Consider the following 22,046-nt stretch of genomic DNA (forward strand, 5'->3'; position numbering starts at 1 on the left):
CACAACGCCATGTTTCCCGGCGATCCGGCCCCGTTTTCCCCCACGCTCGACACCGACAGCCAGCCACGCCTGCTGCTGGTCGACGATGAACCGCGCCTGCTCTCGTCGCTGTACGAGCTGCTCAAGGGCCGCGGCTACCAGCTCACCACCGCCTCGTCCGGCGCTGAAGCGCTGGCCCACCTGTCGCGCCTGCGTTTCGACCTGGTCCTGCTCGACCTGCGCCTGCCCGACATCGGCGGCCACGAGATCATGGACTTCATCAACGAGAAGGGCATCGACGCCGACGTCATCGTGATGAGCGGCGAAGTGGGCATCGACGCCGCGATCGGCGCGCTCAAGCGCGGCGCCTACGACTACCTGCGCAAGCCCTACGCGCGCGAAGAGCTGCTGCATACGGTGACCAAGGCGCTCAAGGGCCGCCGCCTGGCCATCGACAACGAGCGCATGGCCAACCAGCTGGAAAACTCCGAGAAGATGTACCGCTACCTGGTGGACTCCTCGCCGGACATCATCTATACGCTGAACCACGAAGGCCGCTTCACCTTCGTCAACGACCGCGCCTACCAGCTGCTGGGCTACTCGCGCGACGAGCTGCTCGGCAAGCACTACTCGGTACTGGTGCACGAGGAAGACCTGGAGCGCGCGCGCTACGTGTTCAACGAGCGCCGCGTGGACGAACGCGCCTCGCGCAACGTCGAGCTGCGCCTGAAGTGCCGCGGCGGCAACAGCCAGGACCGCACCTTCAACACCACGCTCATGACGATCTCGCTCAATGCGATCGGCATGCACGTGCCGGACCAGGAAGTGAAGAAGCTGGAATTCTTCGGCACCTACGGCGTGGCGCGCGACATCACCGACCGCAAGCGCGCCGAAGAGGTCATTTCCTACCAGGCCTACCACGACATCCTGACCGACCTGCCGAACCGCATCCTGTTCAAGGACCGCCTCGGGCTGGCAGTGATCCAGGCCAAGCGCAAGAAGACCGAGCTGGCCGTGATGTTCATCGACCTGGACCGCTTCAAGCTGGTCAACGATACCCTCGGCCACGTGAAAGGCGACGAGCTGCTGCAGCAGGCCGCCACCCGCCTCAAGGATTGCCTGCGCAAGGGCGACACGCTGGCGCGCCAGGGCGGCGACGAATTCACCATCGTGCTGCCGGAACTGCGCGACCGCGACGACGCGCGCATGGTGGCCGACAAGTTCCTGGAAACCCTGCAGCAGCCCTTCGACCTGGATGGCCACGAAGTGCACATCTCGGCCTCGATCGGCATCGCGATCTACCCGACCGACGGGGAATCGATCGACGAGCTGCTGCGCCACGCCGACATCGCCATGTACCAGGTCAAGGCGCTGGGCAAGAACGGCCACAGCTTCTATCACACCTCGATGCTGGACGTGTCGCACCAGAAGATCGCCCTCGAGCAGGCGCTGCGCCGCGCGCTCGAGCAGGACGAGCTGGAAATGTACTACCAGCCGCAGATCGACGCGCTCACCGGCCGCATCGTCGGCGCCGAAGCGCTGATGCGCTGGAACCACCCGACCCGCGGCGTGCTGTCGGCCGGCGAGTTCCTGCCCTTCGCCGAAGAGAACGGCCTGATGCTGCCGATCTCGGACTGGATGATCGGCGCGCTGTGCCGCGATATGCTGCAGTGGAATAACGCGGGCACCGACCATGTGCGCCTGTCGCTGAACCTGTCGCCGCAATACCTCGACCGCGGCGACTTTTTCGAGAAGATGCGCAATGCGCTGGTGCGCTACAACATCGCGCCGGGCCAGATCGAAGTCGAGATCACCGAAAATATCTGCATCCGCAACCCGCAGTACGCGATCGAGCAGCTCAACAAGCTGTGCCAGCTCGGCGTATCGGTGGCGATCGACGACTTCGGCACCGGCTACTCCTCGCTGTCCTACCTGCACCGCTTCCCGATCCACACCGTGAAAATCGACCAGTCCTTCGTGAAGGAGATCTACGAAGAGGGCGGGCACTATCCGGTCATCCTGGCGATCATCTCGATCGCGCGCGGCCTGGGCCTGAACCTGATCGCCGAAGGCGTGGAGACCGAGGAGCAGGCGCGCTACCTGCGCGCCAACGGCTGCATGACCATGCAGGGCTACCTGTACTACCGCCCGATCCCGCTGGGCGAATTCATGAAGTCCCTGCGCACCCAGCCGACCCTGTTCGGCCTGCGCGCCATCCAGGCCTAAGCGGCGATGCTCGACCTCCCGGCACAACCCAACAGCACGGAAGAACGCCATACGGCGGAATTCCTGCGCCTGAAGGGTTTGGCCGAGCGCGGCATGGGCACCGCCCAGCACAGCCTGGGCTTCATGTACGCCAGCGGCCAGGGCGTGGCGCAGAACTACGAACTGGCGGTGGCGTGGTACCGCATGGCGGCCGCCGGCGGCCTGGAGCTGGCCCAGTACAACCTCGGCGTGATGTTCCAGAAGGGCCAGGGCGTGGCCCAGGACTACGGCCAGGCCGCCTACTGGTACCGCCGCGCCGCCGAGCAGGGCTACGCGCCGGCCCAGTACAACCTGGGCTGGCTGTACGCCAAGGGCCAGGGCGTGCCGAACGACGTGCAGCAGGCCTTGCACTGGTTCAGCCAGGCCGCCGGCCAGGGAGAGCCGGGCGCGCAGCACAACCTGGGCATGATGTACGAGACCGGCAAAGGCGTGCCGCAGGACCTCGACGCCGCCACCCTGTGGTACCGCCGCGCCGCCGAACAGGGCTACGCCCGCTCGCAGTTCAGCCTCGCACTGCGCAGCAGTGGCGTTGATGCGGTGGAATGGTTCCGCAAGGCTGCCGAGCAAGGCTACGCGCCGGCCCAGTTCAACCTTGGCCTGCGTTACGACAAGGGCCAGGACGTCGACCAGGACAGCGCGCAAGCGGTGCGCTGGTACGGCAGCGCGGCGGAGCAGGGCCACGCCAGCTCGCAGTTCAACCTCGCCCTGGTGTACGACGGCGGCCACGGCGTTGCGCGCGACGAAGCGCTGGCCCTTGGCTGGTACCGCCGCGCGGCCGAACAGGGACATGCGGGCGCCCAGGACAACCTTGGCGTGCGCTACGAGCACGGCCAGGGCGTCGAGCGCAACCCGGTGCAGGCCGCGCACTGGTACCGCCAGGCGGCCGAGCAGGGCATGCCCTCGGCGCAGTACCACCTGGCGCAACTGTTTGATGCCGGCAGCGGCGTGCAGAACGACCCGGAACAGGCCGCCCACTGGTACCGCAAAGCGGCCGAGCAGGGCCACCTGCGCGCGCAGTTCGACCTCGGCCTGCGCTTTGAGGGCGGGCTGGGCGTGGCGCGCGACGAGGCCCAGGCGCTCGAATGGTACCGCCGCGCCGCGCACCAGGACTATGCGCCGGCCCAGTACATGGTGGGCGCGCTGCTCGACCGCGCCGAACACGGCAACCCGGTCGAAGCCACCGACTGGTTCCACAAGGCCGCCGACCAGGGCCACGCGCTGGCGCAGTTCGAACTGGGCCTGCGCCACGATTGCGGCAAGGGCATCGAACGCGACTACGAAGCCGCGCATTTCTGGTACCTGTGCGCGGCGCGCCAGGGCCATGCGCGGGCGCAGTTCAACCTGGGCGTGATGTATTCGGCGGGGCAGGGCGTGCAACGCGACCTGCTGCAGGCCTACGGCTGGCTGCAGCGCGCGGGAGGCGCGGGCGTGGGTGCGGCATCGAGCTATTTGAAGAAGATCGCGGCCCGCATGGAGCCGCAACTACTGGCGCAGGCGCAGGGTTTCATGTAGGGTGGTCGGCTATGCCGACCGCGCGTTCGACCGACGCGTGATCCGACGGGACGCATACATACAACAACCATGTCCGTGAGACGCTCATGAAAAAACTCGTTCTGCCATTGCTGGTCGGCCTCGCAGCCGCAGCAGCCCTGCCTTCCCATGCCGCAGCACCGGCGGCCAAACCCACCGTCTTCGACCGCAAGGCCTACACCATCGAGCACAAGAAGTTCGTGCTGCCCAATGGCCTGACCCTGCTGGTCCACACCGATAAAAGCGTGCCGGTGGTGGGCGTGAACATGTGGTACCACGTCGGTTCGCGCAACGAGAAGCGCGGCAAGACCGGCTTTGCCCACCTGTTCGAGCAGTTCTTCTTCAACGGCTCCGAAAACTACCCGCACGGCTTCCGCGAAGCGATGGACGACCTGGGCGCGAACAACCGCAACGGCACCACCAACACCGACCGCACCAACTTCTTCGAAGACGTGCCGGTGTCGGCGCTGGAGCGCACGCTGTTCCTGGAATCGGACCGCATGGGCTTCCTCGGCAACTACATCTCGAAGGAGATGCTCGAGCGCGAGCGCGGCGTGGTGCAGAACGAGAAGCGCCAGGGCGAGAACCAGCCCTACGGGCGCGTGCGCCTCGAGGTATCGGCCAAGATGTACCCGTACTCGCACCCGTATTCGTGGTCGACCATCGGCAGCATGGAAGACCTGCAGGCCGCCTCGCTGGACGACATCAAGGAGTGGTACCGCACCTACTACGGCCCGAACAACGCGGTGATCTCGCTGGCCGGCGACATCACGCCGGAACGCGCGTACGAACTGGTGAACAAGTACTTCGGCGCGATCCCGCCGGGCCCACCGCTGCCGCGCACCGAGAAATGGATTCCCCAGCTGGACCGCAATATCCGCGACGAGATGGAAGACCACGTGCCGCAGGTGCGCATCTACCGCAGCTGGCATACGTCTACCTGGAAGGAGGCCGACACCCAGCGCCTGAACCTGCTGGCCGCGGTGCTGGCCGGCTCCAAGAGCGCGCGCCTGGACAAGCGCCTGGTATACGAGAAGGGCCTGGCCACCAACGTGGGCGCCTACGTCAACGATGCGGAGCTGGGCGGCACCTTCAACCTGGTCGCCACCGTCAAGCCGGGCGCCGACCCGGCGGAGGTGGAACGCGAGATGGACCGCGTGCTGGCCGAGCTGCTGGACAAGGGCCCGACCGACGCGGAACTCAAGCGCGTGAAGACGCGCGAGCTGGCCGACTTCTCGCGCAGCCTGGAGCGCGTGGGCGGCTTTGGCGGGCGTTCCGACGTGCTGGCCGAAAGCCAGACCTACGGCGGCAAGCCGGATGCCTACCTGGACCGCCTCGAGACCTTCGCCACCAGCACCCCGGCGCAGGTCAAGGACGCCGGTAACCGCTGGCTGCGCGCCAACCACTACACCATGACGGTGCGCCCGTCGGCCAAGCTGGCCGCCACCAAGTCGACGCTCGACCGCAAGCAGCTGCCGGCCCTGGGCGACGCGCCCGACGTGTCCTTCCCGGCCCTGCAGCGCGCCCAGCTCAAGAACGGCCTGAAGGTCGTGCTGCTGGAGCGCCATACGGCGCCGATCGTCAACGTGACGCTGGCGGTCGATGCCGGCGCCTCGTCGGACAGCATGGCCAAGGCCGGCGCCGCATCGCTGGCGCTCGACCTGCTCGACAAGGGCAGCAAGACGCGCGACGCCTTTGCGTTGAACGACGCGCTGGAAAACCTGGGCGCGCGCCTGTCCACCGGCACCTCCCAGGACCAGTCGCTGGTGCGCCTGCAGGCTACCGCCGCCAACCTGGCGCCATCGCTCGCGCTGATGGCCGACGCCGCGCTGGCGCCGAGCTTCCCGCAAGACCAGTTCGCGCTCTCGAAGAGCCGCCGCCTGGCCGGCATCGGCCAGGAAAAAGCCAACCCGAACAGCCTGGCCCTGCGCCTGGTGCCGGCGGTGCTGTACGGTCCCGACCACGCCTACGGCAAGCCGGCCAGCGGCTTCGAAGGCAGCGTGCAAGGCATCACGCGCGACGACCTGGCCGCCTGGCACGCCACCTGGTTCAAGCCGGGCAGCGCGACCATCATCGTGGCCGGCGACACCAGCATGGACAAGCTGCTGCCGGCGCTGGAAGCGAGCTTCGGCAAGTGGCAGCAGGGCGCGGCTCCCGCCAAGAAGATGGCCACCGTGCCGGCGACCGCGGGCAAGCGCGTGATCCTGGTCGACAAGCCGGACGCCCCGCAATCGACCATCGTCGCGACCCACGTCTCGCAGGCCTACGGCCAGCCGGAAGACCTGGCGATGGAGCCGGTGATGGCGAACTTCGGCGGCATCGCCACCTCGCGCCTGAACCGCAACCTGCGCCTGGACAAGCACTGGAGCTACGGCACCAGCGCGCGCCTGACGGAAGTGCGCGGCCAGCGTCCCTTCATCATCGTCGCGCCGGTGCAGACCGACAAGACGGTGGAAGCGATGCGCGAAGTGCAGAAGGAACTGCGCGGCGTGGCGGGCGAGCGCCCGCTGGCCGGCACCGAGTTCGAGTCCATCATGCGCAACCAGACCGCTCGCCTGCCGGGCCGTTTCGGCACCCTGGACGCGCTGGAATCGGCAGCGCTGTCGACCGTCAACCACGGCCTGGCGGACGATTACTGGAACCGCTACGCATCGAACGTGCGCGCGCTGACCCCGGCGCAGCTGGGCACGGCGTCGTCCAAGTTCGTCAAGCCGGATGAGGTGGTGTGGATGGTGATTGGCGACCTGCGCAAGATCGAGGCGGGGGTGCGGTCGCTGGGGTGGGGTGAGGTGAGCGTGGTGGATGTGGATGGGAAGACCCTGCGCTGATCTGTTCTTGCTTTAATGGAAAACCCGGTTCGGTTGAACCGGGTTTTTTTACGTTTGCGGTGTGCTGCGAAATTGGGTCCCGGCCTGCGCCGGGACGACGGTTGTTAGTCTAACGCTATAGTCGGCGCTACCGTAAGTCGCCGACCGAAAGACCGTCGTACGCGCTACTGGCGCCTACGACTTCCGGCGCAGGCCGGAACCCAAGTTCGTCGAGTACCACATCGCCCCACCTTTGACCCGCCCCTTTGATCCCGCGCGACCCCGTCCACCCCCCCTCAGTAGTACACTGTATGCCCATACAGTTGATCGCCCACGATGGAACTTAACGACAAGCTAGAAATACTGGCCGACGCTGCGAAGTACGACGCGTCCTGCGCCAGCAGTGGCGCGCCGAAGCGGGGTTCCGAGGGCAAGGATGGCCTGGGCGCCACTACCGGCATGGGCATTTGCCACAGCTATACGCCGGACGGCCGCTGCGTTTCGCTGCTCAAGATCCTGCTCACCAACTTCTGCGTCTACGACTGCCAGTACTGCATCAACCGCCGCACGTCCAATGTGCCGCGCGCCCGCTTCTCGGTCGACGAAGTGGTCAAGCTCACCCACGATTTCTACGTCCGCAACTACATCGACGGCCTGTTCCTGAGCTCGGGCATCATCCAGTCCTCCGACTACACGATGGAGCAGCTGGTGGCCGTGGCGCGCCAGTTGCGAGAAGTGCATAATTTCCGCGGCTATATTCACCTGAAAACCATTCCGGACGCCGACCCGCTGCTTATCGCCGAAGCGGGCCGCTGGGCCGACCGCCTGTCCGTCAACATCGAGCTGCCCACCCACGACAGCGTGAGCCGCCTCGCGCCAGAAAAGAACGTGCACACCATCAAGCTGGCGATGGGGTCCATTCGCCGCAAGCTCGACCAGAAAGCCGAGGAACCGCGCGCCCCGGCCTTCGCCCCGGCGGGCCAGAGCACGCAAATGATCGTCGGCGCCGACGCCAGCGACGACCACACCATCCTCAATACGGCGGAAACGCTCTACGGCAGCTACAAGCTCAAGCGGGTGTATTACTCGGCCTTCAGCCCCATCCCCCAGAGCCCGAAAAGCGTGCCGCTGGCGCCGCCGCCCTTGCTGCGCGAGCACCGCCTGTACCAGGCCGACTTCCTGCTGCGCGGCTATGGCTTCACGGCGGGCGAACTGATGCCGGCGGCCGGCAACCTGGCGCTCGACGTCGATCCCAAGCTGGGCTGGGCATTGGTCAACCGCGAGCATTTCCCACTCGACCTGAACCGCGCCGACGAAAACATGATCGCGCGCGTGCCCGGCATCGGCCTGCGCAACGCCAAGCGCATCGTCGAGCTGCGCCGTATCCGCCGTATCCGCTGGGAAGACCTGTCGCGCCTGCGCTGCAGCATGAAGAAGCTGGCGCCCTTCATCGTCACGGCCGACTACAAGCCCGCGCAGGGCGCGGCCAGTTCCCACCTCCTGCGGCGCCACCTGGCCGATGCGTCCGAGCAGATGAACCTGTGGCCGGAACTGCAGGCGGCATGAACCCCACCGGCGCCGTCAGCAGCAGCCAGCCGCTGCAGGTGGCCAGCTTTGCCGAATGGCGGGCGGCGGCGCGCGAGCTGCTGCGGGAAGGCATTCCCCCGGAAGCCGTCACCTGGGGCACGCCGGAAGGAGGCGACCTGTTTTCCGGTGCGCCTGCTGCGCCCCCGCCTCATGCGGCCATCCCCTTGCCACCAGCGCACGGCCCACGACCGCCGACCGCGCTCTTGCCCCGCTCCATGCTCGAGATGCTGCAGAAGGCCGCCTGCTTCCGCGCCCCGGACCGCTGGGCCTTCCTGTACCGCGTGCTGTGGCGCTGGCAGCTGGGCGAGCACGACGTGCAGTCGGCGGCCGACCCGGACGGCTCGCGCCTGCACGGCATGGTCAAGGCGGTGCGCCGCGAGGAGCACGACATGCACGCCTATATCCGCTTCCGCGAACGCCCGCTTGAGGCCGGTGCGCCGCGCTTCGTCGCCTGGTTCGAGCCGGCCCACGACGTGCTGCCCCAGGTCGCCCAGCATTTCGTGGCCCGCATGGGCAAGGTGAGCTGGATGATCGCCACCCCCGAGGCCAGCGTGCTGTGGGACGGCGCCACGCTGCACAATACCGGCCCGCTGATGTCGAGCGCGGCCGACCTGGATGACGCCGGAGAGGCGCTCTGGCTCACCTATTACCGCAGCATCTTCAACCCGGCGCGCGTGAACGCCCAGCTGATGCAAAGCCACATCCCCTCGCGCTTCTGGAAGAACCTGCCCGAGGGCGCGATTGTCCCGTCGATGGTCAGCCAGGCCGAACTCGGCGCGCGCAAGATCGGCCAGGTGCAGTCGCTCGGCCGCAAGAGCGGCGCCACCATCCCGATCACGGCCGAAAAAGCCCAGCCCGACCGTGAGCAGCCCTCCAGCCTCGACGAATGCCGGCGCTGCGAGCTGTGGCAGTACGCGACCCAGGCCGTTCCCGGCGAAGGGGCGAAGCACGCGCCCATCATGGTGGTGGGCGAGCAGCCGGGCGACCAGGAAGACCTGGCCGGCCAGCCCTTCGTGGGCCCGGCCGGCAAGCTGCTCGACCGCGTGTTCGCCCAGGCCGAGGTCGACCGCAAGGCGATCTACCTCACCAACGCGGTCAAGCACTTCAAGTGGGAACCGAAGGGCAAGCGCCGCATCCACAAGACGCCGGCCCAGCGCGAGGTCGAAGCCTGCCACTACTGGCTGGAAAAGGAGCTGGCGGCGGTCAAGCCCAAGGTCATCGTGGCGATGGGCTCGACCGCGCTCAAGTCGGTGCTGGGCAAGGGCAGCGTCACGCTCAAGGACACGCTGGGCAAGCCGATCCGCCATGACGGCTACTGGGTGGTCACGATTTATCACCCATCCTACGTGCTGCGGGTACCGGACGAAGCGGCCAAGCAGGAAGCGTTTTCGGTGATGGTCAAGGGCTTGAGGCTGGCGCACGAACTGCTCGAGCGGCCCGACACCGCGGAACCTGGCTGACCCCGGCCGGCGCAGGCGGGCTGTTGTACAGGCACCGCACGACATGAAAAATGTCGTTATCGAACTGGTCACAAAAGCGTGAATATTCACGTTTGTCTCGTAGAATTTCCGTACGGCATTAATTGCTGAGCGAGCGGAAACTGTCCGCGCCGCCCTCCGCCGGACCTTCGCGAGACCACCATGACTTCCGTTTTCCCCCGGCTGATGCCGGTGTCGTCCCTGTTGCTGGCCCTGCTGGCCATCCCTGCCGCCCACGCCGACAACGCCGACAACGCCGATCGCCCTGCACCCGCCGCCGAGGCCCCGGCCCCGGCCCCGGCAGCGAGCCTGAGCGCCTCGGTCACCTTCGCTTCCCAGTACGTCTCGCGCGGCATGCGCCAGAGCTGGGGCCGTCCCGCCCTGCAGGCCGGCGCCGACTACGTCCACCCGAGCGGCTGGTCGGCCGGCACCTGGGCCTCCACCGTCGACGACCGCTTCGTCGAGGGCGGCCGCGCCGAATGGGACCTGTACGGCGGTTACGCCGGCACGCTGGGCCCGGTCGGCTACAGCCTGGTCGCCGTCCACTACCGCTATCCGGGTGCGCTCATCAAGGCCAGCGCCACCAGATACGATTACACCGAAGTCGTCCCCGGCGTGAGCTTCGGGTCGTTTTACGCCAAGTACAACCGCACCGTGTCGCGCGACTTCTTCGGCATCGCCAACGCGCGCGGCACCGGCTACCTCGACATCGGCGCCAACCACGAGCTGGGCCACGGCCTCACGCTCAACCTGCATGCCGGCGACGGCCGGGTGGCCGGCGCGGGCAACGCCATCTGGGACTGGCGCGACGTCAAGGTGGGCGCCACCAGGTCGCTCGAGGGGGGCTGGAGCGTGGCCGCCGCCTGGACCCGCGCCTGGGGCGCCACCGATGCCTACGACCGCTACACCACCGGCGTGCCGCGCGCGCGCGGCGCGATCGCCATTTCCAATCCCGCCAAGGGCACGTTCGCCGTGAGCCTGGCACGCACTTTCTAAGAACGACGGAGACAACATGATCGACAAGACGCTGCCGCGCACCCCCCGCGGGTTTGCCCTTTCCCTGACCGCCAAGGTCTGCATCACCGCTACCGCGCTGGTGGTGCTCAGCCTGGGCGCCACCTCGACCTTCATCGGTATCGAGAGCAGCACCACGTCGCAGGAAGCGGCCATGGTGCAGGCGCGCACCGCCGCGCGCGAAGCGTCGGCCGCACTGCAGGGGCGCCTGGGCGCCGGCATGGCGCGGGTGCAGGCGATGTCGGTCGCGATGGCCGCGGGACGCGGCGCGGAGGTGCCGCTGGTGCGCGAACAGGTCAACGGGATCGTCAAGTCCGCGCTGCTGTCCAGCGACGACTTCGTCGGCATGTCGGTGTCCTTCGAGCCCGATGCACTGGACGGCAAGGACGCCGAGTACGCCGGCAAGTCGCCGGAATACGACGCCACCGGCCGCTTCCTGCCGTACTGGACCCGGGGCGCCGACGGCGCCGCGCGGGTCGAGCCGATCGTCTTCGTCGCCACCCCGGGCGGCAACGACTGGTACGACGTGCCGAAAGCCACCCGCAAGCCGCACTTCACCGAACCCTACCAGTACCCGATCAACGGCAAGAACGAGCTGATTGCCTCGCTGGCCGCGCCGATCGTCGTGGACGGCAAGTTCGTCGGCGTGACCACCGCCGACTTCATGCTCACCGGCCTGGGCAAGATGCTGGCCGCGATGCCGCGCGTCGAAGGCGGCACGCTGTCGCTGGTGTCGAGCGGCGGCCTGTACGCCAGCCACATCGAGCAGGCGCGCAACGGCAAGAAGGCCGAGGACCTGCCGGCCGCCGCGCTCGACGCGGTACGCCAGGGTAAAGCGTACGAATACGTCGATGCCAAGGACACCATCCACCTGCTGCAGCCGCTGCAGGTGCACCCGGACATCGCGCCGTGGTCGATTGCGCTGTCCTTCCCGAAGAGCGTCGCCACGGCGTCATCGCGCGCGCTGGTCGGCTACGCGCTGATGGTGTCGGTGGTGTGCGCCGTGATCGCCGCCTTCGTGATGGTGTCGGTGCTGCGCCGCCTGACCCGTCCGCTGCGCACGCTCAGCGCTACCATGACCGACCTGTCCAGCGGTAACGCCGACCTGAGCGCCCGCCTCGACGCGCGCGGCAACGACGAACTGGCGCAGATCGCCGCGGGTTTCAACGGCTTCGTCGGCAAGATCCAGGACGTGCTGGCGCGTGTGCGCAGCAGCTCCGATGCGGTGGCCGTGGCCTCCAGCGAGATTCGCCAGGGGAACACCGACCTGTCGGTGCGCACCGAGCAGCAGGCCAGCGCGCTGGAGGAAACGGCGGCGTCGATGGAAGAACTCAACGGCACCGTACGGCAGAACGCCGACAACGCGCGCCAGGCCAACCAGCTGGCCGAATCGGCCAGCCAGATCGCCACCCGCGGCGGCGACGTGGTGGCCCGCGTGGTTGACACCATGGCCTCGATCAGCGACTCCTCGAAGAAGGTGGTGGACATCATCGGCGTGATCGACAGCATCGCCTTCCAGACCAACATCCTGGCGCTGAACGCCGCCGTCGAAGCGGCGCGCGCCGGTGAACAGGGCCGCGGCTTCGCCGTGGTCGCGACCGAAGTGCGCAACCTGGCCCAGCGCAGCGCCGCCGCCGCCAAGGAAATCAAGACCCTGATCGGCGACTCGGTCGACAAGGTCGGCGTCGGCCGCACCCTGGTGGCGGAAGCCGGCAAGACGATGGGCGACGTGGTGTCGAGCGTGCGCCGCGTGAGCGACATCGTGGCCGAGATCAGCGCCGCCAGCGCGGAGCAGAGCAGCGGCATCGGCCAGGTCAACCAGGCCATCGTGCAGATGGACGGCGTGACCCAGCAGAATGCGGCGCTGGTGGAAGAGGCGGCAGCGGCGGCGGAAAGCCTGCAGCAGCAGGCCGACACCCTGGTGGCGCTGGTGGGCGAATTCAAGATCGAAGCGGCGGCCCGCCCGCAGCTGGCGGCACGTCCGGCCCCGGCGCGCCTGGGCATGCAGGCGGCATGAAGTGGGCAGGAGGGGCCGGCGTTTAAGCGCTGGCTCATATTGAAGAGTTAAGCTTTTCGGACACCAATAACAAGGATGACCTGATGCCCAAACTCGCAATCCTCCCGGCGCTGTGCCTGTCCTCGCTGTGCCTGTTCGCTGCGGCGCCGTCCTGGGCCCAGGAGGCCGATGCGCAAGATCCACCGGCCGCGCCGGAGCAGATCCTGGTCGTCGGCCAGAAGCCGGGACCCGGCATGTGGAAGGTGTCGAAGGACGGCCACGTGCTGTGGATCTTCGGGACCTATTCGCCGCTGCCCATCAAGATGGACTGGCGCTCGCACGAAGTCGAAGCCGTCATCGGGCGCTCGCAGGAATACCTGGCGCCGCCGTCCACCAAGCTCGACCTGCCTTACTTCAAGACCGCGCTGGCGCTGCCTTCGCTCATCGGCATCAACAATATTCCCGACGACAAGACGCTGCGCGACGTGCTGCCGGCCGACGTCTACGCGCGCTGGCTGCCGCTGAAGGAAAAATACCTGCCCAAGAATACGGAGCGCGAGCGCCCGATCATGGTGGCCAGCCGGCTGTTCGGCGCCGCGCTGAAGCAGGCCGGATTGACAACCAGCACCGACGTGCGCAAGCAGGTCGAGAAGATCGTCGACCAGAACAAGCTCAAGGTGACCAGGACCGTGCTCGAGCTGCCGGTGGACGACCCGCGCCGCATGGTCAAGGACTTCAAGAAGTCGCCGCTCGACGACGCTGCCTGCTTCGCCGCCACCCTGAGCCGCCTGGAAACCGACATCGACGCCATGCGCGTGCGCGCCAACGCCTGGTCCAAGGGCGACATCGACGGCATCCGCAAGCTCGATTTCGTGGACCACCAGGAAAGCTGCAGCGACGTCATCCGCAACAGCGCCGCAGTGCGCGACAACCCGGCCTTCCAGACGGCGGAAGCGCGGCTCAAGGCCTTGTGGGTGGCCAATGCCGAGGCGGCGCTGGCGAAGAACGCGTCGACCTTCGCGGTGTTGTCGATCAAGGATGTACTGAATCCGAAAGGACTGGTGGCGGCGCTGGCGGCGAAGGGGTATACAGTGGAACAGCCCGAATAAAATACCGATGCCTGAAAAAGGGCCTACGCGCCGACTCACAGCAATTTGTCAAACCCGACCAAATTTGCGTAGAATGCTGGCAACGCGGGTGTAGCTCAATGGTAGAGCCGAAGCTTCCCAAGCTTAAGACGAGGGTTCGATTCCCTTCACCCGCTCCAACTGGCCCGACATGATCTCGCAGGTGATTGTTCGCGAAAGCCCCTTCCCGGCCAGCAATTTTTAACACGATCGTTCTTCAGTGCGCGCTACCAAGCACCGTTTCAGCATACGCGGCTGATTGTGGAAACAGGCACAGCGGCGGAGAGCAATAGGTGTTCGCGTATGCCAAGACACCTGATTCCACCATGCTTTGAGATCGTGCCAAGGCTGACATCCCGTTCCTTGCTTGCACACACTGCCGCGCCACGCGTTGTCACAAACCGGCAAAAGATTTCGGAATGGTTTGCGGCAATATGACCTCCACGATTGAATTTCCAGCTAACTTTATTACTTTGTCGAATTGTCTTACATAGCCGACAAGATCTTAAAAGTGATTGGCCTTGATTCTATTGTAAGTGCTTGTTTTAAATTGCTGTTCTCGTAGAGTGAGTTGATTGGCACGGTGTTTGCTTAGTAAGCATATATCGGTGGCCTCGTAGTATGGCAGCTGCCGTCACAGACACCACAAACACCTAGGGGATCAAATGTTCACGAAAAAAATTCTTGCCGCAGCCCTTTTCGCGCTGGCTCCGTTCGCTGCACAAGCAGCCCTGACCACCTCGCCCCCGGGCTGGCCGCCAGCAGGCAGCAGCGGCCTGGGTGCCGTGCAGTTCAATCAGGTGAACTACAATAACGGTGGATTCGTTGCGATGGGCGCGCACGGCTACAAGAACGGACCGACCCTCCCGAATAATGGCGTGGACACGTTCTTTGCACAGCAGGGAATCTATCCAGGCGAGCCTACCAAGAATTACGCTAACTGGAGTTTCGATTTTGCCTTCAATACCGGGAACTGCTCCACGTGCAGCGTGTTCCTCGAAGTCGATGTCGATCCGACTGCCGCTGTGGAGTACCGCACGCTGTTCAATTTGACGACGCTGCGCAATCCCATCACCAACGCGATCATTTATGGCGCCGCCGGTGCAGAGTCCTGGAACATGGAGATGCCTTTCATGAATGCCGCTCTGGGCTATGATTTTAATCCATTCGGCGCCAGCGCCACCTCGTTCCGCCTTTCGATGGTAGAGGGTACGGATCTGACCCCCACCGCACTGGTCGGCCCAGCTGCAGAAATCACCGTCAGCGTTCCGGAACCAGGTACGGTCGCACTGACCGGGCTGGCATTCGCCGGCATGGTGTTTGCGCGCCGCCGCAAGGCAACGAAACAGGCCTGACGACGAGCGGGCGTCTCCTGAAAACAGGCGCCGCGTTTCCGATACGTCAATGATGTCCTGGCGGCCCGATCTTGCGATCGGGCCGCTCGCATTTTTACGGGACGACTGGCTGGACCGGCCCTTGACGCAGCGTCGCCATCGATCCGCTTCAGGTCGGCGCTGCCATGTCATCGGCCATATCCGACTCCGGCCGACGCGGTCAGGCGCCCGCGTATCAGCCACACCCGGCTGCCTCGCCCTGGCGTGAACGAGCTGTTGATGAGTGCAATGGCGTCATCGGCTCCTGCAGTCAGCTTCTTTCCAAGCATGCCCTGCTGGCTACCCTGGCTGCTGCCGTCCCCCGGCTGGCCATGCGGGGCCGCGCCCGGCGGCACAAACCCGGCGCCCGCATCGACCGTGTAGCGCACGCCATTCGCCGCCTCCCACGACATGTGCACGCGGCCCTGCACATCGACGGCGAGCTGCGGCGCCGCCGCCGCTTCGCCCTGCGCAGACACGGTACGTGGCGCTGCAAATGCCAAAGCCCGACCATTCGACTGCGCGTAGCGGACGACCGGCGCCTGCCTGCCCACCTGCTCCATGTAGGCCAGGTGCAGGCGTCCATCCGCGCCCACCGCCAGCCGCGGCGCATCGGCGCGTGCCCCGGCCGCGCCGACGGTCACCGGCTCCGCCAACGCCAGGCCGTCGTCACCCAACTGGCTCACGCGGATATCCGCATCCACGTCTTCGCCCACCGTCCAGGCCAGCCAGACTTGCCCTTTCGGGCCGAGCGCGATGGACGGTCCCCGCGCCGGCCGGGCGCTGTCGCCGGCGATGCGCTGCGGCAGGGTAAAACTGCGGCCGGCGTCGCGCGAACGCGCCAGCCATAGCGCGCCGTCGTATTCGGTCCATGCCGCAAACACGCGGCCGTCAGCACCGGCCGCCAGGTCCAGGCTCCCGTTCGACCACGTGGCGCGATCGAGCCGTCCCTTGCCATCGCCGCCGCGTGACGCCGACAGGTTGCGCGGCGCCGAAAAACTGCGGCCGCCATCGGTGGAATGCGCAAACAGGATGTCGCCGCCGTGCGCCCCGCCCGAGAAGATGATCTCCTGCCAGAGCACATACAGCATGCCGGGCGCGCTGCTCGCGATGCGCGGCATCCACGAGAACGTGGCCGGGCTGCGCGATACGTTCACCGGCGCCGCCTGCGCCCGTCCATCCGCGCCGAACACCTGCAGCAGCACGTCCTTGCGCCGCTGGTCGGCCCAGGCCACGGCCAGGGCGCCGCGCGGCGTGAACGCGACGGTGCCGTCGTCCACGTAGTCGTAGTGACTGTCGTTCTGCTTCCATGGGCCCTTGGTGCCGCCGCCGCTGGCGACGGTTACCACCGGGAGCCAGTCGACGGCGTCCGCTCCGGGTGAAGGCCAGGCGGGAGCGCCGGCCAACAGGAGCGCGGCAAGGATGAAGCAAGTGCGAGGGCGGGTAGGCATGACGTGGTCCCGGCTGCTGCGCCGCGCCCGGCGCAGGCGCGGTATGCTCGCATCCTACCCGCCCCATTTCCTGAGGAGCGCCCGCATGGCTACCCTGTCCCGATCCCGCCGCCGCCTGCTGGCGTCATTGCTGGCGCTGCCCGCATTCAGCCACGCCCAGGGCCGCCCGGCGCTGCTCACCCGGGCCATTCCTTCGTCCGGCGAGCAGCTGCCGCTGGTCGGCCTGGGCAGCTGGATCACCTTCAATGTCGGCCGCGATGCCGCCGCCCGCGCCGAATGCGCGCAGGTGATGGCGCAGTTCTTCGCCAGCGGCGGGCGCCTGATCGACTCGTCGCCGATGTACGGTTCGGCGCAGGACGTGATCGGCGAGGCCTTGGCCAGGCTCAGGCCCGCGCAACTGTTCGCCGCCGACAAGGTGTGGATCGGCGCAGGGGAGCAAGGGCCGGCACAGGCCGAGGCCTCGCGCAAGCTGTGGCGCATTCCCCGCTTCGACTTGCTGCAGGTGCATAACCTGCTGGCCTGGGAAGCCCACCTGCCCATGCTGTTTCGCATGAAGCGGGAAGGGCGGCTGCGCTACGTCGGCATCACCACCTCGGAGGGCCGCCGGCATGCCGATATCCTCAAGCTGATGGCGAGCCAGCCGCTCGACTTCGTGCAGGTCTCGTACAACGTGCTCGATCGTGAAGTCGAGCAGCGCATCCTGCCGCTGGCGCGCGAGCGCCGCATCGGCGTGATCGTCAACCGCCCGTTCCGCCAGGGCGAGCTGACGCAGGCGCTGGCCGGCAAGCGCCTGCCAGGCTGGGCCGCGGAGATCGGGTGCACCAGCTGGGCGCAGGTGCTGCTCAAGTTCATCGTCGCGCACCCGGCGGTGAGCTGCGCGATTCCAGCCACGTCCAGCGTCGCCCATGTGCGCGAGAACATGCTGGCGGCCAGCGGGCCCTTGCCGGACGAGGCGCTGCGCCGCCGCATCATCCAGGATGTGGAAAGGCTGGCATGAGCGAGTGGTGGACGTATTCGCTGGCGGACTTCCTGATGTTCTCGGCGCGCACCTACTTCCGCCAGTTCGAACTGGTGAACCGCGCGCTGTGGCCGCTGCCGCTGCTGGGCCTGGCCGCCGGTGCGGCACTTGCGGTGTCCATGCTCCGTGCGGCCGGGCGGAGCGCGTTCGCGCTGCTCGCCTGCGCATGGCTGGCGGTGGCCTGGGCCTACCACGCCGGACCCTATGCCGACATCAACACCGGCGCCCCTTATTTCGCGGCCGGCTTCTGCCTGCAGGCCGTCCTGCTGGCATGGATGGCCGCGAAGCGCGGCGCCGGCTTGCCCACGTCGGGTAAAACTCGCGGCGTGGGGCTGTTCATCGTGGCGGTCGCGCTGGCGGCCTATCCGCTGTTGGCGCCGCTGGACGGCCGCAGCTGGTGGCAGGCGGAAGTCTTCGGCCTGGCGCCCGACCCGACGGTTGCCGCCAGCTTCGCTGCGCTGCTGCTGTGGCGTGCGCCGTGGCCTTTATGGGTGCTGCCGCTGCTGTGGAGTGCGGCCAGCGGCGCCACGCTGGCCGAGCTGGGCGCGCCGCAGGCCTGGCTGCTGCCTGCGGTCGCGTTGGTCGGCATCGCCGCAGCGCTCAGCTTGCCAGCAAATACCCGGTCCTGAAGGATTCCTCGCCGGCGATCTTGCACACATGCATGCCGCGCAGCAGGTGGCGATGCGCGGTGCTGGCGAACAGCAGGCCGGCGTGGCTGGCCGACACGGTACTCACCTGGCCGCTCACCGGGTTGACGATGTCGGCGATCGGCTCGTTCGCCTCGACCCGGTCGCCCAGCTTCTTGTGGAACACCAGCACGCCGGCATGCGGCGCATGCAGCGGCTCGACCGCGTCCAGCGGCGTGGTGCCGCACAGTGCCTCGGGAATCGCCGGCGCCGGCATGTCGATGACGCCGTTCAGCGCCAGGTATTGCAGGATCGCCGCCGCATCCTTGCCTGCGTACTCGTAGTTGACGTCGTTCTCGCCGCGCAGTTCCACCGTCACGGCCACGCAGGCCGGTGGGATCGCCGCGCCGCTGAAGTGGCCGGCCAGGTCCCACCACAGGCGGCTGCAGGCCTCATCAAACGCTTCGCCGCCCGACTCGGTGGCCACCAGCAGCACGCGCGATTCCAGCAGCGCCGCCAGCGGCATCACGGCTTCCACCAGCGGGGTGCCGGTGTACATGTGCAGCACCGCCTCGTTATCGCAATGCAGGTCGAGCACGATGTCGGCATCGATCGCCATCGACAGCAGGGTTTTCTTGAGGGTGGCGGCGCCGTCCTTCGGCTCCCAGGCCGCCACGCTGCGCTGCGCTTCTTCGCGGATGAGCGCCACATTGGCCGCGGCGTCCATGCCCAGCCTGCCCTTGAGCGAAGTTGTCAGGTCGGCCGCCACGTGGCGGTAGGCGCGGTTGAAATTGGTGCCGGTCGACAGGTCATAGCGCCCGAACGGTGCGCCGTGCAGGACCTGCGACAGCCCGAGCGGGTTGGCGGCCGGGACCAGGATGACCTCGCCCTTGACGCGGCCTTCCGCATCCAGGCGTTCCAGGTGCTGGCGCAGCAGGTGCGCGACCAGCATCGCCGGCACTTCGTCCGCATGGATCGCCGCCTGGATATAGACCTTCTTGCCGCTGCCGGCGGTGCCGTAGTGGTGCGAGGTCAGGTGGACGGTGGCGACGTTGTCGTCGGTGGCGATCGGGTGCTTCGTCGAATGCATGGCAGGAACTCCGGCGGCGCGGCAAGGAATAAACCATGATTATGCAACGATTGCACCTTGCGGCCCCGCACGCCGCCCGAAGGCGGCCATGGGGAAGACCTGGGCTATAATGACAGCCGTTTTTTCCCTCATATCGCTCCCCCATGTCCCTTGAACAGCCCCCCACCGGCCCGGCGCGGCCCATGCTTTACGATCCGACCGAACACCGCATCCGCAGCTTCGTCACGCGTGCCGGGCGGCTGTCGACCGCGCAGGCGCGCGCGCTGGAGGAACTCGGCCCCAAGTACCTGATCGAGCACAAGCGCGAAGCGCTGGACCTGGAACAGGCATTCGGCCGCAAGGCGCCGGTGGTGCTGGAGATCGGCTTCGGCATGGGCGACACCACCGCGCACATTGCGCGCTTGATGCCCGAGAAGGATTTTATCGGGGTCGAGGTGCACACGCCGGGCGTGGGCAGCCTGCTCAAGCAGATCGGCGAGCAGGGCATCGAGAACCTGCGCCTGATCCAGCATGACGTGGTCGAGGTGCTGAACCACATGATCCCGGACGGTGCGCTGGCCGGCGTGCACGTGTTCTTCCCCGATCCGTGGCACAAGGCGCGCCACAACAAGCGCCGCCTGATCCAGCCGCCGTTCGTGAAGGTCCTGTGCGACAAGCTGGCGACCGGGGGCTACCTGCACTGCGCCACCGACTGGGAAGACTACGCGGTGCAGATGCTGGAGGTGCTGGGCGCCGAGCCGGCGCTGCAGAACACCGCCGAAGGCTACGCGCCGCAGCCGGCCTACCGCCCGCTGACCAAGTTCGAGAATCGCGGGCTGAAGCTCGGCCACGGGGTGTGGGACCTGGTGTTCACCAAACGGTAACGCCCAACGCGGGCATTACATCATCTCGTTGATGATGGCGACGATCTCGTCGCCATACGACACCAGCTTTTTCTCGCCGACGCCGGACACGCCGCGCAGCGCATCGAGCGAGGTCGGCTTGCCCTTGGCGATCTCGCGCAGGGTCGCATCCTGGAACACCACATAGGCCGGCACCCCGTGCTCGCGCGCGGTGCCCATGCGCCATGAACGCAGGCGCTCGAAGATGGCCTGCTCGGAGCGCGACAGTTCCAGTTCCTCGTAGCTGCCGGCAGCGCGCGACGAAGGCCGCTTGGCCTTGACCGGTTTCTGGTACTGGCGCAGCTGCACCTTCTGCTCGCCCTTGAGTACCGGGCGCGCGGCGTCGGTGAGCTTGAGCGAACTGAAGGCGTCGTGGTCCACCGTGAGGAAGCCCAGCGCGATGGCCTGGCGCACGATGGCGCGCCATTCCTGTTCCGGGCGGTCGGCGCCCACGCCGTAGACGGTAAGCTTGTCGTGGTGCCACTGGCTGATGCGCTCTGTCTGCGCGCCGCGCAGCACGTCGATCACGTGGCCGGCGGCGAAGCGCTGGTCCACGCGGTAGACGGTGGAGAGCAGCTTTTGCATCGGCACGGTGCCGTCGACCTGCACCGGCGGGATCAGGCAGGTGTCGCAGTTGCCGCAGGGGCCGGAGCGCTCGCCGAAATAATCGAGCAGGCGCATGCGCCGGCAGGTGAGGGTTTCGCACAGGCCGAGCATGGCGTCGAGCTTCATCGACAGCACGCGCTTGAAGGTTTCGTCGGCGTCGGATTCGTCGATCATCCGGCGCTGCAGCACCACGTCCTGCAGGCCATAGGCCATCCAGGCGCTGGCCGGTAGACCGTCACGGCCGGCCCGGCCGGTCTCCTGATAGTAGCCTTCCAGGCTTTTCGGCAAATCGAGGTGGCAGACGTAGCGCACGTCCGGCTTGTCGATGCCCATGCCGAAGGCGATGGTGGCCACCATCGTGATGTTGTCTTCGCGCAGGAAGCGCGACTGGTTGGCGGCGCGCACGCTGTATTCCATGCCGGCGTGGTAGGGCAGGGCGCGGATGCCGTGTTCGTTCAGGAACTCGGCGGTTTCCTCGACCTTTTTACGCGACAGGCAGTAGACGATGCCGGAATCCTGGGCGTGCTCGCTGGTGATGAAGTCCAGCAGCTGCTTGCGCCCGGTGGTCTTCTCGACGATGGAGTAGCGGATGTTCGGCCGGTCGAAGGACGAGACGAACTTGCGCGCATCGTCGAGCTGCAGGCGGTGCGCGATTTCGTCGCGGGTCTGCTGGTCGGCGGTGGCGGTGAGGGCGATGCGCGGGATGCCCGGGTAGCGTTCGTGCAGGACCGACAGGCGGATGTACTCCGGCCGGAAGTCGTGCCCCCATTGCGACACGCAGTGCGCCTCGTCGATGGCGAACAGCGAGATCGGCGAGGCGTCGAACAGTTCGAGGCAGCGCTGGGTCAGCAGGCGCTCGGGCGCCACATACACCAGGTCGATCCCGCCGCTGCGCACCAGGCGCTCGATGCGCTGGCTTTCCTCGAAAGTTTGGGTGGAATTGAGGAAGGCGGCGCGCACGCCGACTTCTTCGAGCGCGTCGACCTGGTCCTGCATCAGCGCGATGAGCGGCGAGACGACCACGCCCACCCCGTCGCGCAGCAGCGCCGGGATCTGGTAGCACAGCGACTTGCCGCCGCCGGTGGGCATCAGGACCAGTGCGTCGCCACCGCTGGCCACGTGCTCGACGATTTCGCCCTGGTGCCCGCGGAAGGCGGGGTAGCCGAAGACCGTCTCGAGGACGTGGAGGGCGCGCGTTTGAAGCTCGGTAGTCATGCT

Annotated in this window: 15 protein-coding genes and 1 tRNA gene; 13 read left to right on the forward strand and 3 right to left on the reverse strand. The window is 67.0% G+C overall.

Going from position 1 to position 22,046, the window contains the following annotated elements:
* The first annotated feature begins 9 nt into the window (after window positions 1-9).
* The 10 genes from BM031_RS17645 (at window position 10) to BM031_RS17690 (ending at window position 15,138) form a co-directional block, all read left to right on the forward strand.
* On the forward strand, window positions 10-2,205 hold the full coding sequence (locus BM031_RS17645) for a putative bifunctional diguanylate cyclase/phosphodiesterase (RefSeq protein ID WP_370660059.1): 2,196 nt from the start codon (window positions 10-12) through the stop codon (window positions 2,203-2,205).
* A gap of 6 nt (window positions 2,206-2,211) precedes the next feature.
* Window positions 2,212-3,756 carry an SEL1-like repeat protein gene (locus tag BM031_RS17650; RefSeq protein ID WP_091875880.1) on the forward strand — a complete coding sequence of 515 codons (1,545 nt, stop codon included), beginning with the start codon at window positions 2,212-2,214 and terminating at the stop codon, window positions 3,754-3,756.
* A gap of 86 nt (window positions 3,757-3,842) precedes the next feature.
* Complete coding sequence (locus tag BM031_RS17655; RefSeq protein ID WP_091875881.1) at window positions 3,843-6,602, forward strand: M16 family metallopeptidase; 2,760 nt, start codon at window positions 3,843-3,845, stop codon at window positions 6,600-6,602.
* Between the two features lie 315 nt (window positions 6,603-6,917).
* Window positions 6,918-8,147, forward strand: a complete 1,230-nt coding sequence (locus BM031_RS17660; protein ID WP_091875882.1) for a putative DNA modification/repair radical SAM protein — start codon at window positions 6,918-6,920, stop codon at window positions 8,145-8,147.
* Window positions 8,144-9,628, forward strand: a complete 1,485-nt coding sequence (locus BM031_RS17665) for a UdgX family uracil-DNA binding protein (protein ID WP_091875883.1) — start codon at window positions 8,144-8,146, stop codon at window positions 9,626-9,628. Before BM031_RS17660 ends, BM031_RS17665 begins: the two co-directional genes overlap by 4 nt.
* Window positions 9,629-9,808: 180 nt before the next feature.
* On the forward strand, window positions 9,809-10,642 hold the full coding sequence (locus BM031_RS17670; protein WP_229408998.1) for a TorF family putative porin: 834 nt from the start codon (window positions 9,809-9,811) through the stop codon (window positions 10,640-10,642).
* A gap of 16 nt (window positions 10,643-10,658) precedes the next feature.
* Window positions 10,659-12,677, forward strand: coding sequence for a methyl-accepting chemotaxis protein (locus BM031_RS17675; RefSeq protein WP_091875885.1), 2,019 nt, complete (start codon window positions 10,659-10,661; stop codon window positions 12,675-12,677).
* A gap of 83 nt (window positions 12,678-12,760) precedes the next feature.
* Entirely contained in the window at window positions 12,761-13,765 is a 1,005-nt protein-coding gene (locus BM031_RS17680; RefSeq protein WP_091875886.1) for a TraB/GumN family protein, read from the forward strand.
* 84 nt (window positions 13,766-13,849) lie between these two features.
* A tRNA-Gly gene (locus BM031_RS17685) sits at window positions 13,850-13,923 on the forward strand.
* 525 nt (window positions 13,924-14,448) lie between these two features.
* Window positions 14,449-15,138, forward strand: coding sequence for a PEP-CTERM sorting domain-containing protein (locus BM031_RS17690; protein ID WP_091875887.1), 690 nt, complete (start codon window positions 14,449-14,451; stop codon window positions 15,136-15,138).
* Between the two features lie 167 nt (window positions 15,139-15,305).
* On the opposite strand, the gene BM031_RS17695 is transcribed toward BM031_RS17690, so the two are convergent.
* The gene (locus BM031_RS17695) at window positions 15,306-16,607 is read right to left on the reverse strand and encodes a sialidase family protein (protein WP_143084633.1); all 1,302 of its coding nucleotides are present in this window, start codon (window positions 16,605-16,607) and stop codon (window positions 15,306-15,308) included.
* Between the two features lie 85 nt (window positions 16,608-16,692).
* Between BM031_RS17695 and BM031_RS17700 the strand changes: the two genes are divergently transcribed.
* Both BM031_RS17700 and BM031_RS17705 read left to right on the forward strand, forming a co-directional pair.
* Window positions 16,693-17,604, forward strand: a complete 912-nt coding sequence (locus BM031_RS17700; RefSeq protein WP_091875889.1) for an aldo/keto reductase — start codon at window positions 16,693-16,695, stop codon at window positions 17,602-17,604.
* Entirely contained in the window at window positions 17,601-18,254 is a 654-nt protein-coding gene (locus tag BM031_RS17705; RefSeq protein ID WP_091875890.1) for a DUF6064 family protein, read from the forward strand. The genes BM031_RS17700 and BM031_RS17705 overlap by 4 nt, the downstream gene beginning before the upstream one ends.
* Here BM031_RS17705 and BM031_RS17710 read toward each other — a convergent pair.
* Window positions 18,226-19,341, reverse strand: a complete 1,116-nt coding sequence (locus tag BM031_RS17710; protein WP_091875891.1) for a succinylglutamate desuccinylase/aspartoacylase family protein — start codon at window positions 19,339-19,341, stop codon at window positions 18,226-18,228. The two genes, BM031_RS17705 and BM031_RS17710, sit on opposite strands and share 29 nt — an antisense overlap.
* 182 nt (window positions 19,342-19,523) lie before the next feature.
* On the opposite strand from BM031_RS17710, the gene trmB reads away from it, so the two are divergent.
* On the forward strand, window positions 19,524-20,204 hold the full coding sequence (gene trmB, locus BM031_RS17715; protein ID WP_091875892.1) for a tRNA (guanosine(46)-N7)-methyltransferase TrmB: 681 nt from the start codon (window positions 19,524-19,526) through the stop codon (window positions 20,202-20,204).
* Between the two features lie 15 nt (window positions 20,205-20,219).
* Here the strand turns inward: trmB and recQ are convergent, their stop codons facing one another.
* Entirely contained in the window at window positions 20,220-22,043 is a 1,824-nt protein-coding gene (gene recQ, locus BM031_RS17720) for a DNA helicase RecQ (protein ID WP_091875893.1), read from the reverse strand.
* Window positions 22,044-22,046: the final 3 nt, after the last annotated feature.

It is taken from the genome of Massilia yuzhufengensis, from assembly GCF_900112225.1.
Classification (GTDB): domain Bacteria; phylum Pseudomonadota; class Gammaproteobacteria; order Burkholderiales; family Burkholderiaceae_D; genus Telluria; species Telluria yuzhufengensis.

What these genes read in the sequence shown, in the direction of transcription:
- BM031_RS17645 (WP_370660059.1), top strand. Translation starts at nt 10, where the DNA reads ATGTTTCCCGGCGATCCGGCCCCGTTTTCCCCCACGCTCGACACCGAC.
- BM031_RS17650 (WP_091875880.1), top strand. Translation starts at nt 2,212, where the DNA reads ATGCTCGACCTCCCGGCACAACCCAACAGCACGGAAGAACGCCATACG.
- BM031_RS17655 (WP_091875881.1), top strand. Translation starts at nt 3,843, where the DNA reads ATGAAAAAACTCGTTCTGCCATTGCTGGTCGGCCTCGCAGCCGCAGCA.
- BM031_RS17660 (WP_091875882.1), top strand. Translation starts at nt 6,918, where the DNA reads ATGGAACTTAACGACAAGCTAGAAATACTGGCCGACGCTGCGAAGTAC.
- BM031_RS17665 (WP_091875883.1), top strand. Translation starts at nt 8,144, where the DNA reads ATGAACCCCACCGGCGCCGTCAGCAGCAGCCAGCCGCTGCAGGTGGCC.
- BM031_RS17670 (WP_229408998.1), top strand. Translation starts at nt 9,809, where the DNA reads ATGACTTCCGTTTTCCCCCGGCTGATGCCGGTGTCGTCCCTGTTGCTG.
- BM031_RS17675 (WP_091875885.1), top strand. Translation starts at nt 10,659, where the DNA reads ATGATCGACAAGACGCTGCCGCGCACCCCCCGCGGGTTTGCCCTTTCC.
- BM031_RS17680 (WP_091875886.1), top strand. Translation starts at nt 12,761, where the DNA reads ATGCCCAAACTCGCAATCCTCCCGGCGCTGTGCCTGTCCTCGCTGTGC.
- BM031_RS17690 (WP_091875887.1), top strand. Translation starts at nt 14,449, where the DNA reads ATGTTCACGAAAAAAATTCTTGCCGCAGCCCTTTTCGCGCTGGCTCCG.
- BM031_RS17695 (WP_143084633.1), bottom strand. Translation starts at nt 16,607, where the DNA reads ATGCCTACCCGCCCTCGCACTTGCTTCATCCTTGCCGCGCTCCTGTTG.
- BM031_RS17700 (WP_091875889.1), top strand. Translation starts at nt 16,693, where the DNA reads ATGGCTACCCTGTCCCGATCCCGCCGCCGCCTGCTGGCGTCATTGCTG.
- BM031_RS17705 (WP_091875890.1), top strand. Translation starts at nt 17,601, where the DNA reads ATGAGCGAGTGGTGGACGTATTCGCTGGCGGACTTCCTGATGTTCTCG.
- BM031_RS17710 (WP_091875891.1), bottom strand. Translation starts at nt 19,341, where the DNA reads ATGCATTCGACGAAGCACCCGATCGCCACCGACGACAACGTCGCCACC.
- trmB (WP_091875892.1), top strand. Translation starts at nt 19,524, where the DNA reads ATGCTTTACGATCCGACCGAACACCGCATCCGCAGCTTCGTCACGCGT.
- recQ (WP_091875893.1), bottom strand. Translation starts at nt 22,043, where the DNA reads ATGACTACCGAGCTTCAAACGCGCGCCCTCCACGTCCTCGAGACGGTC.